At 57.5% G+C, this 14,314-nt stretch carries 13 protein-coding genes; 5 read left to right on the plus strand and 8 right to left on the minus strand.

Features of this window, described 5'->3' with window-relative positions; genetic code table 11:
• The first annotated feature begins 1 nt into the window (after position 1).
• Positions 2-1,117: an ABC transporter ATP-binding protein gene (locus tag CWM53_RS27970; protein ID WP_227521739.1), complete on the plus strand. Its 1,116-nt coding sequence runs from the start codon at positions 2-4 to the stop codon at positions 1,115-1,117.
• A 16-nt stretch (positions 1,118-1,133) separates the two neighbouring features.
• Complete coding sequence (locus CWM53_RS27975) at positions 1,134-2,420, plus strand: ABC transporter substrate-binding protein (protein WP_061153405.1); 1,287 nt, start codon at positions 1,134-1,136, stop codon at positions 2,418-2,420.
• A 59-nt stretch (positions 2,421-2,479) separates the two neighbouring features.
• Here CWM53_RS27975 and CWM53_RS27980 read toward each other — a convergent pair whose 3' ends face one another.
• The 4 genes from CWM53_RS27980 to CWM53_RS31500 all read right to left on the minus strand — a co-directional run bounded on the left by CWM53_RS27980 (position 2,480) and on the right by CWM53_RS31500 (position 6,786).
• A complete protein-coding gene (locus tag CWM53_RS27980; RefSeq protein WP_100730066.1) occupies positions 2,480-3,823 on the minus strand; it encodes a carbohydrate porin in 1,344 nt (447 codons plus the stop codon).
• Positions 3,824-3,944: 121 nt separating this feature from the next.
• Positions 3,945-5,378: a glycoside hydrolase family 32 protein gene (locus tag CWM53_RS27985; RefSeq protein WP_100730080.1), complete on the minus strand. Its 1,434-nt coding sequence runs from the start codon at positions 5,376-5,378 to the stop codon at positions 3,945-3,947.
• Positions 5,379-5,397: 19 nt separating this feature from the next.
• Positions 5,398-6,639, minus strand: a complete 1,242-nt coding sequence (locus CWM53_RS27990; protein ID WP_074387650.1) for an MFS transporter — start codon at positions 6,637-6,639, stop codon at positions 5,398-5,400.
• 12 nt (positions 6,640-6,651) lie between these two features.
• Complete coding sequence (locus CWM53_RS31500; protein WP_165784157.1) at positions 6,652-6,786, minus strand: hypothetical protein; 135 nt, start codon at positions 6,784-6,786, stop codon at positions 6,652-6,654.
• Between the two features lie 94 nt (positions 6,787-6,880).
• On the opposite strand from CWM53_RS31500, the gene CWM53_RS27995 reads away from it, so the two are divergent.
• A complete protein-coding gene (locus CWM53_RS27995) occupies positions 6,881-7,876 on the plus strand; it encodes a LacI family DNA-binding transcriptional regulator (RefSeq protein ID WP_100631295.1) in 996 nt (331 codons plus the stop codon).
• On the opposite strand, the gene araE is transcribed toward CWM53_RS27995, so the two are convergent.
• Both araE and kduD read right to left on the minus strand, forming a co-directional pair.
• The gene (araE, locus tag CWM53_RS28000; RefSeq protein WP_061153401.1) at positions 7,873-9,294 is read right to left on the minus strand and encodes an arabinose-proton symporter AraE; all 1,422 of its coding nucleotides are present in this window, start codon (positions 9,292-9,294) and stop codon (positions 7,873-7,875) included. The two genes, CWM53_RS27995 and araE, sit on opposite strands and share 4 nt — an antisense overlap.
• 299 nt (positions 9,295-9,593) lie before the next feature.
• On the minus strand, positions 9,594-10,355 hold the full coding sequence (gene kduD / locus CWM53_RS28005; protein WP_057213035.1) for a 2-dehydro-3-deoxy-D-gluconate 5-dehydrogenase KduD: 762 nt from the start codon (positions 10,353-10,355) through the stop codon (positions 9,594-9,596).
• A gap of 210 nt (positions 10,356-10,565) precedes the next feature.
• On the opposite strand from kduD, the gene CWM53_RS31505 reads away from it, so the two are divergent.
• Entirely contained in the window at positions 10,566-10,718 is a 153-nt protein-coding gene (locus CWM53_RS31505) for a hypothetical protein (RefSeq protein ID WP_165784155.1), read from the plus strand.
• 123 nt (positions 10,719-10,841) lie between these two features.
• The gene (locus CWM53_RS28010) at positions 10,842-12,017 is read left to right on the plus strand and encodes an oligogalacturonate lyase family protein (RefSeq protein ID WP_012967272.1); all 1,176 of its coding nucleotides are present in this window, start codon (positions 10,842-10,844) and stop codon (positions 12,015-12,017) included.
• A 133-nt stretch (positions 12,018-12,150) separates the two neighbouring features.
• On the opposite strand, the gene ompK26 is transcribed toward CWM53_RS28010, so the two are convergent.
• On the minus strand, positions 12,151-12,846 hold the full coding sequence (gene ompK26, locus CWM53_RS28015) for a KdgM family porin OmpK26 (RefSeq protein ID WP_012967271.1): 696 nt from the start codon (positions 12,844-12,846) through the stop codon (positions 12,151-12,153).
• A gap of 258 nt (positions 12,847-13,104) precedes the next feature.
• A complete protein-coding gene (locus CWM53_RS28020; RefSeq protein ID WP_008806357.1) occupies positions 13,105-14,283 on the minus strand; it encodes an acetyl-CoA C-acetyltransferase in 1,179 nt (392 codons plus the stop codon).
• Between the last annotated feature and the right edge of the window lie 31 nt (positions 14,284-14,314).

Consider the following 14,314-nt stretch of genomic DNA (forward strand, 5'->3'; position numbering starts at 1 on the left):
CATTTTCAACAAACTGGAAAAAGTTTACTCCAACGGGTTTAAAGCGGTGCATGGTATCGACCTGAAGATTGCCGATGGCGAATTTATGGTGATCGTCGGCCCCTCCGGCTGCGCCAAATCGACCACCCTGCGCATGCTGGCGGGTCTGGAAACCATCAGCGGCGGCGAGGTGCGGATTGGGGACAAAATCGTCAACAACCTGGCGCCAAAATCACGTGGCATCGCGATGGTGTTCCAGAACTACGCTCTCTATCCGCATATGACGGTGCGCGAAAACCTCGCCTTCGGCCTGAAGCTGAGCAAGCTGCCGAAGGCGCAAATCGACAGACAGGTGGAAGAAGCGGCGAAAATTCTCGAACTGGAAGAACTGCTCGATCGCCTGCCGCGCCAGCTCTCCGGCGGCCAGGCGCAGCGCGTGGCGGTGGGTCGGGCGATCGTCAAAAAACCGGACGTTTTCCTGTTCGACGAACCGCTCTCCAACCTTGACGCCAAACTGCGCGCCTCGATGCGGATCCGCATTTCCGATCTGCATAAGCAGTTGAAAAAATCCGGCAAACCGGCGACCACCGTCTACGTCACCCACGATCAGACGGAAGCGATGACCATGGGCGACCGCATCTGCGTGATGAAGCTCGGCCACATTATGCAGGTTGATACGCCAGACAATCTCTACCACCAGCCGAAAAATATGTTTGTCGCCGGGTTCATCGGCGCGCCGGAGATGAATATTCGCCCCAGCCAGCTGGTTGAGCACGACGGTCGCCTGCATCTGACGCTGGGCGATCAGCGACTGCCGCTCAACGACCTGCTGCAAAGCAAAGTTGAGACCCATAAGAATCAGCAGGTTTTCTTTGGCGTGCGCCCGGAGTTTGTCTCTCTCTCCGATGAACCCTTTGCCGAGGGTTCCTGCACGGGTGAAATGGTACGTGTGGAAAACATGGGACATGAATTCTTTGTTTATCTGAAGGTTGCTGATTATGAGCTGACCGCCCGCGTGCCGTCCGATGAAGCGAAACCCATGCTCGAGAAGGGCCTTCATCGCAAGGTGTATTTCAAATTTGATCTCAATAAGTGTCACATCTTTGACGCGAAAACCGAACAGAACCTCTCTCTGTGAACACTGGAGTATTAAAATGAAAAACGTGCTTTTAAGCGCCGTCATCTCCGCCACTCTGGGCCTTACCGCATTACCTTCAATGGCGAAGGATGTCGACCTTCGTATGTCCTGGTGGGGGGGCAACGGCCGCCATCAGGTCACCCTCAAGGCGCTGGAGGAATTCCACAAACAACATCCAGATATCAACGTCAAAGCAGAATACACCGGCTGGGACGGCCATCTTTCGCGCCTGACCACCCAGATTGCCGGCGGCACTGAGCCTGACGTGATGCAGACCAACTGGAACTGGTTGCCGATCTTTTCGAAAAATGGCGATGGCTTTTACGATCTCAATACCCTGAAAGACGAGATCGACCTCAGCCAGTTCGATGCCAAAGAGCTGCAGTCCACCACGGTCAACGGCAAGCTTAACGGTATTCCCATTTCCGTCACCGCCCGCGTCTTCTACTTTAACGACGAAGCGTGGAAAAAGGCGGGCATCGCCTTCCCGAAAACCTGGGATGAGCTTATGGCGGCGGGCAAAACCTTCGAAAGCAAGCTCGGGAAACAGTACTACCCGGTCGTGCTCGAACACCAGGACGTGCTGGCGCTGCTCAACTCTTATATGGTGCAAAAATACAATCAGCCGGCCATCGATGAGAAGGGTCGCAAATTCTCCTACAGCAAAGCGCAGTGGGCAGATTTCTTCGGCATGTATAAGAAGCTTATCGACAGCCATGTGATGCCGGACACCCGCTACTATGCCTCATTTGGCAAGAGCAACATGTACGAGATGAAGCCGTGGATCCAGGGTGAATGGGGCGGCACCTACATGTGGAACTCCACCATCAACAAATATTCCGATAACCTGAAGCCGCCGGCGAAGCTGGTGCTGGGGGAATACCCGATGCTGCCGGGCGCCACTGATGCCGGACTGTTCTTCAAGCCTGCGCAAATGTTGTCGATTGGCAAATCGACGAAAAACCCGCAGGCGGCGGCGAAAGTGATTAACTTCCTGCTGAACAGTAAAGAAGGGGTGGATATTCTCGGACTGGAGCGTGGGGTACCACTGAGTAAAGCGGCGGTCAACTACCTGACCGAGGACGGGATCATCAAAGCCGACGATCCGGCGGTGTCTGGCCTGAAACTGGCACAATCCCTGCCCACGACCCTGCCGGTCTCCCCGTACTTCGACGACCCGCAGATTGTCGCCCAGTTCGGCACCACCCTGCAGTACATCGACTACGGTAAAAAGTCGGTGGAAGAAGCGGCCGAGGACTTCCAGCGCCAGACCGACCGCATTCTGCGCCGCGCGATGCGCTAACCTGCCCGTCTGAACGCTCCCGCGGCATCCGCCGCGGGAGAGCCTGCCTGAGTATCCTGTCAGAAAAAATATTTAAAACGCACCCGAGCGCCGTAGCGTTCATCGGGATTCCCGCTCTTCGCTGCCGTGGAATCGAGCCACGAAGCATAGGCGCCAAGGTAAATATTGAAGTTCGGCATCGCCATAATATTCGGCAACTGCCAGGAGGTGTGCAGGGTATGGATGTCATAGCGCCCCGGCGCGAGAATTGCGCAGTTGCCATCACATTCGCTGGTCACCCCGGCCATATTGAACTGGTCGATTTTGTTATGCGCGTAGATATAGCCCAGCTCTACGCGATGCCAGAGGGCGTTAATTCCGGCGCTGAAGTCGGTTTCGTCCGCCGCGTCCAGCAGGGCGGTACTCAGATTGACCACCGCCCCATCCTGCGGGTCGCTTTTCAGGGTGTTCCAGCTCATGGTCAGCCCGTAGCCGGTGCGGTTTGACTGGTCGACCCAGCGTCCGCTCTGGTTCTGATAGCCGTAAGCATTGTTGACGAGGTTGCTCTCTACGGCCGCGGCCGCCGACCAGGCGCCGGACTGCCACACCGCCACCGGCCGCACGTACACCACATTTTTGCGGTTTTCCAGCGCGTTACCGTGATAGTTCTGATCGACAAACAGCGAACTGCCGTCCTCCACCAGGGTATTAACCTCGAAATACCAGTTATCCACCGTTTTGCTGAACAGAAGGTTGCCGCCGCTGCTGCTGCGCCCGCGTCCCTCTTTCATCATGTAAATATAGCCATAGCCGTCGGAATAGAGATCGTTAGCGGTATTGCCCGAATATTCAATAAAGGTGTCCTGATTCAGGGGGAACATATCCCAGGCTTCAAAGCGGCCTATTTTTATTTCCCAGTCATCCTGCTGACCAAAGAAAAATACCGCATCGTCGAGATTCATTTTGCCATCCATATCCGCCAGGGGCTGTACGCTGAATCCGGCATATTTCCCATCAGCGCCATTACGCCTGCCGTCAATCCCCAGCAGAATACGACCATTAATATCCCAGCGTTCTTTATCGCCCGGCGCCCAGCTTTTATTCGCGCTGGTTTTGACCGACGTCAGACTGCCGGTGCGGCTGGCGCCATCGAGGTTAAATTCGACGTCGCCATAAAATTTTAATTCGCCATTGTCGTTTAGCTGCAGGCGCGGCGTAGCCGGCGCCGCGCGGGCGACCGTCGTGGCCTGCTGCTGGCCTTTCAGTGTCTTAATTTCCGCCTCTGCGCTGGCGGCGCGCGCCTCCGTTGCCTTTAACCGCTGCTCCATTTGCGCCAGTCGCTCCTCCAGCGATAACGGCGCCTGCGCCATAACGGATGGCAGATACAGAGACGTGAGAAAACACCCGACCCAGATTTTATTCATCGGTAAACCCTTTTATTATGGAATGAACTGAATTTGTTATTAATGGGTAACGCACGACGATGCAGGCAATAATAACCCGCCCATCGTCAAAGACGGGTTATTAACGACAACAGCCTTATTATTATTCGAGCTGCCAGGCGCCGGCTTCAGTTAATGCAGCTGAGCCGCTCCAGGCAAATAACGCTAATTCACGGCAAGGGACCTGCGGATAGATACGGCTGCTCAGGCAGGCTTCGCCATCATTGACGAAAACCTCAACCGAAGAGCTATCGAAAAATATCCGCAGGTTGAGATCCGCCCCGGCGGTCAACGGCACGCTGCGCGTCCCGCACAGGCCAAACTGCGGATAATGCCGCTCCAGCACCAGACGCTGCTGTTGGGCATCCACGTAGATGCGCAGGCCATCGCCAAAGCGCAGACCATACTGCTCAGCGCTGCTGCGGGCGCAGTCCCAGCGCAGGTGCACCTCCATCGCCTCGCAGTTGTCGACCATCGTCGTCTGCTGGTTGTTCAGGGTGCTGACCGGCCACGGGAACCAGGCGCCACGCAGGCTCTCCACTTCTTTCGCCGGGCGCATCTGCAGGCGGTTATCCGCGCTCAGGCTCAGCTCGCGCGGCAGGGAGAGCATGCCCGCCCAGCCGTCCTGCTGCTCCGGCAGCGGCGATTCCCACATATCCAGCCAGCCAATCACGATCCGCCGGCCATCGGGGGTGGCGAAGCTTTGCGGGGCATAGAAATCGTGGCCGTGGTCCATCTCCCGGAAGTCGCCGTGGCGAATAAAACGCTGCCCCGGCTGCCACTCGCCGATCAGATAGCCGCTCTGGAACAGGTTGCGGTTGCGGAACCCTTCGGCCTGCATCCCCTGTGGGGAAAACATCAGGACGCGCTTACCGTTGAGGGTGAAGAAGTCCGGACACTCCCACATGTAACCCATGGTGCTTTCCGCTTCATCCAGCACGCCCGCATCCTGCCACTGGCGCAGATCGGTTGAACGGTACAGCCGCACCTGGCCGGTATCGCCTTCACGCGCGCCGACGATCATGTACCAGCTATCCCCTTCCCGCCAGACCTTCGGGTCGCGGAAGTGGTGCATGCCTGGAGGGGTGTCGACCACCATCCCCTGGCGCTCAAAGTGGATCCCGTCGCGGCTGGTGGCCAGACACTGCACCTGATACAGATTGGCTTCGTCGCCAGGATCGCCGTGGAACTTATGCCCGGTGTAAATCAGCGCCAGGGTATCGCCATCGACCACCGCCGAACCGGAGAAGCAGCCGTCTTTATCTTCCGGCCCTTCCGGCGCCAGCGCCACCAGCAGGTGCTCCCAGTGCACCAGATCCTTACTGCGCGCGTGCCCCCAGTGCATCGGCCCCCACTGGGTGGAATACGGGTGATGCTGATAAAAGGCATGGTACCAGCCGTCGAACCACACCAGACCGTTTGGGTCGTTAATCCATCCGGCGCGGGCCGCCAGGTGATAGTGTGGATACCAGCGCAGATTAAGCGCCTGGCGTTGTTTCTGCAGTACCTGTTCAGCCCGGGAGATTGTGTAAGTCATCATTTTCACTCTTTTTGATTCAGATAGCGGTAGGTTGCGACACCAGCGGATCGGCCGAGGATTTACCGGAGCGCAACAAGAAGATGGAGATAAAGGTGGTGCAGAACACCAGCAGGCCCATGATCAGATAGGACTGGGCGAAGCCATATTTTTCATAGCTGTAGCCCGCCAGCGGCGACAAGATGCTGGCAATGATCGAGCTGGTGCAGGCGAAACCCACCAGATAGAGGGTGGAGGAGAGGCGTTTATCGAAGTTGATGCTGTTGTACTTAAAGATAGCCACCAGCAGTATCGGCAGCTCCACCGCGTGCAGCAGTTTGGTAATGGAGATCAGCAGCGGCCCCTCCACCAGGCCGGAAGCCACCATGCGCATCGCCATCACCATGCCGGCAAAAATCAGGCCGTTCTTGGCACCGATGCGGTTCACCAGCCACGGCGCGCAGAACATGCCGGCCGCCTCGAGGAACACCTGGAAGGAGTTGAGATAACCATACATCTCATTGCCTTCCTGCAGGGTCGCGAACTGCGATGAGAAATAGACCGGGAACTGCTGGTCATAGACGCCGTAGATGCAGGTGCCGATGACGAAAAAGACCAGCGCCCAGAACCGCGGCAGCGTCAGCAGACGCAGCGCATCTTCCAGCGTCACCTTGCCGCCCGATACCGCTTCCTGCATCGCATGCGGCGCCGAGGAGACCCGCAGCCGCGCCAGCAGGATAAAGAACACCAGCCCGGAGCAACTGGCGACGAGGAAGTTAAGCTGCGGATTGATGTTAAACAGCAGGCCGGCGAAGAAGGTGGCCACCGCCCAGCCAAGCGAGCCCCACATCCGTGCCCTGCCGAATTCAAACTGGCTCTGACGCGCCACGCGCTCGGTATAGGATTCCAGCACGCCAATACCGCCGTTAAAAGTCAGGCCGATGTAGATCCCGCCGAAGATGCTGCCTAACAGGACGTTAATCTTCAGCAGGTGGCCGAACAGCAGATACGCCGGACCGGAGAGGATCAGCAGCGCGGTGATATACCAGAGCAGATGTTTGCGCAGCCCCAGCTTATCCTGGATGAAACCATAGCAAACTTGCGCAAACAGCGCGGAAACCGACAGTACGGCGTAGATGAAGCCGGTATCGCCAGCCTTCAGCCCAACCTCCTGGTGAAGCCAGATGGAGAGCAAGGAGCCGGATGACGACCAGGTCACGAAAAAGAAAAACAGTAAGGCACTGAGCAACGGGTAGCTATGTGAGTGATGCGCTTTCATCATGACATTCTCGTGTTAGAGGAATGCGATTATGGTAACGTTAACAAAAAACAAAACGCAGGGGGATTTGCTGCGATACATGATGTTAATCACAAAAGTTAACGTTAACATAATGGAGATGCGATCGCGATCAAATATTAACCGCAACAGCGCTCACGACGGCGATAGCAGAAAATCGTTTCACTCTTTTACATCAGCGACTTAGTTGTATAGCCTGTACTCTGCAGCCACGGCGGAGGAAAAAATGGCGTCTCTGAAAGATGTAGCAAAACTGGCGAATGTATCTCTGATGACCGTCTCGCGGGCGCTGAACACCCCGGAGCGGCTCAAGCCGGAGACCCTGGCCCGCGTGCAGGCCGCCATCGCCGAGACCAACTACGTCCCCGACCTGTCGGCGAAGAAGATCCGCGGGGCGCGCGCCACCCCCAGCACCATCGGCGTGCTGGCGCTGGATACCGTCACCACACCCTTTTCGGTGGAGATCACCCTCTCGATCGAAGAGACCGCCCGCGCCCATGGCTGGAACAGCTTTGTGGTCAACATGTTTTCGGACGATAGCCCGGAAGCGGTGGTCGACCTGCTCCTCTCCCACCGTCCGGACGGCATCATCTTCACCACCATGGGCCTGCGCCAGGTGCCGCTGCCGGACAAACTGCTGACCCTGCCCTGCGTGCTGGCCAACTGCGAAAGCCTCAGCCAGCCGGTGGCCAGCTATATCCCGGACGATGAACAGGGCCAGTACGACGCGGTAAAAGCCCTGCTTGCCGCTGGCTATCGTCGTCCGCTGTGCCTGCACTTACCCGCCAGCCAGCTGGCGACGATCCGCCGCCGCCAGGGGCTGGAGCGCGCCTGCCGGGAGGCGGGTATCGAACCGGACCATCTGATCCATTCGTATATGGGCCAGGGCGATGAGCATTACCACGATATCCCGACGGTGGTGCTGGCGCATATCCGCGAGGGTAAACCTGGCTTTGACTCGGTGATCTGCGGCAACGATCGCATCGCGTTTATGGTCTATCAGACGCTGCTGGGTCAGGGGTTACGCATTCCACAGGACGTGGCGGTGGTGGGATACGACAATATGGTGGGCATTGGCGATCTATTTCTGCCGCCGCTCTCCACGGTGCAGCTGCCGCACTACGACATCGGGCGCCTGAGCGCCCTGCATATCATTCATGGCGACAACCATCGGGAGACGCGCAAAGTCGCCAGCCCGTGGTTGCCGCGCGCCTCACATTAACGGTTACCGATGTTGCGCAGCTTCTCGCCCGCCATCAGGTTGCGCTCAATGTGCTCGAGGGTGACATTCTTGGTTTCCGGGATCAGCCAGAAGGTGACGCCGATAAAGGCCACGTTGAGCACCGTGTAGAGCCAGAAGGTGCCGGCGGCGCCAATCGCGTCAAGCAGCGTCAGGAAGGTGGCGCCGATGATCATGTTCGACACCCAGTTGGTGGTGGTCGAGCAGGTGATACCGAAATCGCGGCATTTCAGCGGCTGGATCTCGGAGCAGAGGATCCACACCACCGGCGCCGCGCTCATCGCATACCCGGCAATACACATCATGGTCATGCCGACGGAAAGCCAGGAGAGGCCGCTGGAGGCTGTGCCATTGTCGAACTGCATCAGGCAGTAGCCCAGCACCAGGGTGCCCAGCGCCATCACGCTAAAGCCGATTTTCAGCGCCGGCTTACGACCCGCTTTATCCACCGTGAACACCGCAATAAAGGTGGCAAACATAAAGGTCAGGCCCACCACCAGGGTGGCGATCATCTGCTGTTCGGTAGTGGTAAAGCCCGCCATTTTAAAGATACGCGGCGCGTAGTACATGATGATGTTCATGCCGGTAAACTGCTGCATCGCCTGTAGCAGCATGCCAAGGAACACCGCCCGGCGCACGTTACGATTGATCTTAAACAATGCCCAGCCGCCCTGCTTCAGCTTCAGGCTCTCGCGGATCTCGTTAAGTTCATCGCGCGCCTTTTCCGAGGTATCGCGCAGCATCCGCAGCACCTCTTCCGCTTCGATATGACGCCCCTTCTCCGCCAGCCAGCGCGGGCTGTTCGGCAAAAAGACCACCAGAATAATCAGGATCACCGCCGGCAGCGCCAGCACGCCTAACATGGCGCGCCAGTTACCGCTGTAGCTAAAGGCGGTATCGGAAAGAAACGCCAGCACAATGCCGAGGGTCACCATCAGCTGATACATACTGATCATTTTCCCGCGCACGTTCTCACTGGCCATCTCGGAGAGATACAACGGCGCGGTATAAGAAGCGATCCCGACGGCCACCCCCAATACCACGCGGGCCATCAGCAGCACCTCCACGCTGGCGGCAAAAGCGGAGCCGATAGAGCCGGCAACAAAGAGCACAGCCCCCGCCATCAGGCTGTATTTACGGCCAAGGCGGAACGACAGCCAGCCATTAAACAGCGCACCGATCGCCGCCCCCAACATCATACTGCTGACCACCCACTCCTGAAGCTGGCTGGATAAGGTGAAGTGGTCGGTAATAAAGGGTAGCGCCCCGGATATCACGCCGATATCCAGGCCAAAGAGCAACCCCGCCACCGCCGCAGCGATAGAAACAAACCAGTTCATCCGCCGGGTGTCACGTTGCGTCCGCGGCGTTAATGCAGAGTCGTTACTGATTGAAGTCATTTTTATTCCTGCCACACAGAGAAAGACATAGGACGAAAGTACGTGACTGGCGGAGGAGTTTGTCAGGCTGGATAAGCCAAAGATATGGACTATTTTGCTGGCAGGAGAGGTTTTGTGATGGACATTAAACTTTCGAAGTAACAAAAAATGCCTTTGTCATAGTGAATAGCCCTGTTCATACAGGGCAGTAACATTAATCAGGCGATATGGAATATGGACGATTATCACTTCTTGATATGGACAATAATTGCTCACTCGGCCGGTGCGATACTCACCGCCCCGGCCGTCGCGGAGGGAGGTTAGCGCGCCAGCCAGCCGCCGTCCACCGCCACCGTGTAGCCATTGATGTAATCGGAAGCTGGGGAGGCAAGGAATACCACCGGCCCCATCAGATCGGCCGGCAGGCCCCAGCGCCCGGCGGGAATGCGGTCGAGAATTTCGCTGCTACGCTGCTCGTCGGCGCGCAGCTGCTGGGTGTTATTGGTCGCCATATACCCCGGGGCGATGGCGTTGACGTTGATATTGTGTTTGGCCCATTCGTTCGCCAGCAGGCGGGTCACGCCCATCACCGCGCTTTTGGACGCCGTATACGATGGCACGCGGATCCCGCCCTGGAAAGACAGCATGGAGGCGATGTTAATGATTTTCCCGCCGTTGCCCTGGGCGATAAAGTGCTTCGCCGCCGCCTGGGACATAAAAAATACGCTCTTGATGTTCAGGTTCATGACGTCGTCCCAGTCCTTTTCGCTGAACGCCAGCGCGTCCTCACGGCGGATCAGCCCGGCGTTATTGACGAGAATATCAATATGGCCGAACTCGGCCACCGCACGCTCCAGCAGCTGGGGGATACCGTCGATCTGGCGCAGGTCGGCGGTCAGGCTGAGAAAGCGGCGTCCCAGCGCCGTCACCCGCTCGATGGTTTCCACTGGCTCGACGATATTGATACCAACAATATCGCAACCCGCTTCCGCCAGCCCGAGGGCCATTCCCTGACCTAAACCGGTATCGCATCCGCTCACGACGGCCACTTTTCCCTGCAGGGAGAATGCATCAAGAATCATAATGTGTTCCTTAATCGTTCAGAGCCTGCTGCATGCAGGCAAGGTTCTCTCGGCCCGGCCAACGCCGATGGCGGAGCTGAGCGTGGGGCGAACTCTCGGGCATAGCCCACCATAATGAAAATAAAACAGAGTTCCGTTTTGCTGATGGGAGCCATCTTAGCCCCGCCCCTTGTCATTTTCAATGATAATTAAAACGATGTTTCATTTTTTATGATGTCGATTGCAAAAAAAGAAAAAGCGAAGGCACCTGGCGGCATGCGCCGGGCCGGAAGCGATTTTAAAAGGATGATGATTCAATCGGTTGTCTGGAAAGACGGCAGAAGACAGGCCAACAGGTCGCTGAAAATGCGGGAATTACGCTGAACTGCGTGAGGCATCACAAATAATGAAACGATGTTTTGATAAATTAACACTCATCTTTTAAAACACATCACTCAGCGACACGCCTCTGGTCCAGCGGCATCGCAGGAAAGAAAGGAGCACTACATGGCTAAAGGCATGCGGGTCAAACTGAATTATCAGGTCAGCCACGATCCGGATACCGGAGCGGAAGTTACCCGCTTAACCCCTCCGGAGGTCACCTGTCATCGCAACTACTTCTATCAGAAGTGTTTTTTTAACGATGGCAGCCATTTACTGTTCGCCGGCGAGTTTGACGGCCACTGGAACTACTATCTGCTGAATATCGCCAGCGCCGAGGCCATCCAGCTGACGGAAGGCGCCGGGGATAACACCTTCGGCGGCTTCCTCTCCCCGGACGATAAGTCGCTTTACTATGTGAAAAATGACCGCACCCTGCTGGAGGTGAACCTGACCACCCTCGCCGAGCGCGAAGTTTATCGCGTCAGTGATGACTGGGTCGGCTACGGCACCTGGGTGGCAAACAGCGATTGCAGCAAACTGGTGGGCATTGAGATTGCGAAAAGCGACTGGACGCCGCTCAACGACTGGCAGATTTTCCATGACTTCTTCCACAAAGGACCGCACTGCCGCCTGCTGCGCGTCGACCTGCACAGCGGAGAGAGCCAGGTGATCCATGAGGAAAAAATCTGGCTGGGACACCCGATCTATCGTCCCTTCGACGACCACACCGTCGCCTTCTGCCATGAAGGGCCGCACGATCTGGTGGATGCCCGCATGTGGCTGGTCAATGAAGATGGCAGCCACGTCCGCAAAGTGAAAACGCATGCCCCGGGCGAAAGCTGCACCCATGAATTCTGGGTACCGGACGGTTCGGCGCTGATCTACGTCTCCTATCTGAAAGGTCAGCAGGGGCGGACTATCTATCGCTTTGATCCCGAAAGCGGCGTCAACGAGGCCCTGATGACGATGCCGGCCTGCTCGCATCTGATGAGCAATTTCGACGGCACGCTGCTGGTGGGCGATGGCTCAGGGACCCCGGTGGATGTCAAAGATACCGGCGGCTACTCCATTGATAACGATCCTTATCTGTATGTCTTTAACGTGGCGCAAAAACGCTACTTCCGCGTCGCGCGTCATGATACCTCGTGGGCGACGGTGGCCAACAGCCGTCAGGTGACTCACCCACACCCCTCGTTTACCCCGGACGACAGCGCCATTCTGTTCAGCTCCGATAAAGACGGTAAACCGGCCATCTATATCGCGAAATTACCCGAGCATCCGCCAATGCTGAGCGCCTGATCCACGCCACACGTCTTTCTGTCACTGGCCTTGCCCTCCTTCGCGGAGGGCTTTTTTGTCCCTTCTCTTTCACCCATAAAAAACCCCGGCTGACGGCGCCGGGGAAAACAAACGATGAGGGCTGAATGGTCTGTCAGAACGAGTAGGCAACCCCAACGCGGAAGCGGGTCTGACGATCGCTGCGGTCGTTCACCCCGACGTTGCCAATTTCACCATACGGTGACCAGTTGTTATCCAGCTTATAAGCCACCTTCACGTTATATTCCTGCGAGTAGGGTTTGTTGTCGTTACGGCTGACCCCTTCGGAACTGCGGGCATAGACATAGTTCAGCTCTGTACGCCAGTCGCCGAGCGCAAACCCGGCCCACGCGTCGCCGCGGTTAACTTTGTCATCATCTTTGCCGGCGTTGTTCGGATAGCGGGTGTATTCATAGCGATAGCGAGCGGCGACATAGAAGCCGTTGTCGAAGCTGTATTGCACGTGGAGGTGCGGCTTGTAGATGGAGCGGCTGTCGTTGCTCTCAATGGTAAACCCGGGGGTGAGGAAAAAGTTCGACGTTGCTTTCCAGCGCCAGCTGATGGTGTCTTCATGACCATTACCCACCACGTCTGAATAGGGCTGCGAGCCGTTGTCTCCACCCGAACGCCATTTGGCCTCGACGGTAAAGCCTAGCCCGTTGGCAAAACGGTGGGAAACGGAGACGCGGTCGGCATTACTTTTATCGCTCTTGCCGCCATCAATAAATTCATGACGTAAATCTATCGTTACCGCAGTCGCCGCAAAAGACATACCACAGAGGGCGGCCAGAACCAGAGATCGTTTTAACATAGGGTACCCCTTATAATAAATAAAATGTCATTTCGTTTTTATGAAACGTTATTTTATTTTTTAAGCACCTTAGTTTTAGTGACCAGGATCGTAGTTATTTGTTTCAAAAAATGTGGCACAACAAGACGTGACGGAGCTCAATAAATTCGCTGAGGGGAAAGTGAAATACAGGAGAAAAAAGCAGGGTTCGGCAAAGCGCGGCGCATAAAAAAGCCTCCCGCAGGAGGCCATGGTCAGTGAGGTGTGACTGTCGGCGCATCAGGCGCGCTCTACCGCCAGCGCCACGCCCTGACCGCCGCCGATGCACAGCGTCGCCAGCCCTTTACGTGCATCACGCTTGATCATTTCATGCACCAGCGACACCAGAATCCGGCAGCCGGAGGCGCCGATGGGGTGGCCGAGGGCGATCGCGCCGCCGTTGACATTGACCCGCCGTTCATCCCACTCCAGTACCCGGCCAACCGAGATCGCCTGAGCGGCGAAGGCCTCATTGGCTTCGATCAGATCGACGTCGTCCAGCCGCCAGCCGGCCCGCTCCAGACAGCGACGGGTGGCGTGAACCGGGGCAATACCCATCAACGCCGGATCGACCCCGACGCTGGCGAAGGCGCGGATCCGCGCGAGGATCGGCAGCCCCAGTTCAAGGGCTTTGGCTTCACTCATCATCATGACCGCCGCCGCGCCGTCGTTGATGCTGGAGGCGTTGCCGGCGGTCACCGACCCGAGGCGGTCGAAGGTAGGCTGCAGGCTGGCCAGCCCTTCCGCGCTGGCATCCACCCGCGGTTGTTCATCGGTATCCACAGTGCGCGCGGCGCCGTTATGCTCGGTGATAACCGGGACAATCTCGTCGCGAAAGCGGCCGGAATCAATCGCCTTGCGTGCCTTGTGCTGCGAGCTGAGCGCCCAGGCGTCCTGCAGTTCGCGGCTGATGCCGTATTCCCGGGCGAGGTTTTCCGCCGTGACGCCCATATGATAATCGTTGAAGGCATCCCACAGGCCGTCATGCACCAGGCTGTCAATCAGCTGGCTGTTGCCCAACTGGGCGCCGGTGCGGCTGTCGGTGAGCACATGCGGGGCACGGCTCATGTTCTCCTGGCCGCCGGCGATCACCACATCCGCTTCCCCACACTGGATCGCCTGGGTGGCGAGGTGCAAAGCCTTCAGGCCGGAACCGCAGACGTCGTTGATGGTAATGGCCGATACGGTGTTAGGCAGCCCGCCGCGAATCGCGGACTGCCGCGCGGGGTTTTGCCCGGTACCGGCGGTCAGCACCTGGCCGAGGATCACCTCATCCACACTCTGCGGATCGATCCCTGTCTGCTCAACCAGCGCTTTCAACACCACGCTCCCCAGCTCGACGGCTGAATGGCGCGATAAGGCGCCCTGAAAGCAGCCAATCGGCGTTCGCAGCGCCCCGACGATCACGACATCCTTCATCCTCTACCCCTGCCCGTGCTTTTGCGCAAAG

Origin of the sequence: Klebsiella sp. A-Nf5, from assembly GCF_002810545.1 — a bacterium.
Classification (GTDB): Bacteria; Pseudomonadota; Gammaproteobacteria; order Enterobacterales; family Enterobacteriaceae; genus Klebsiella; species Klebsiella variicola.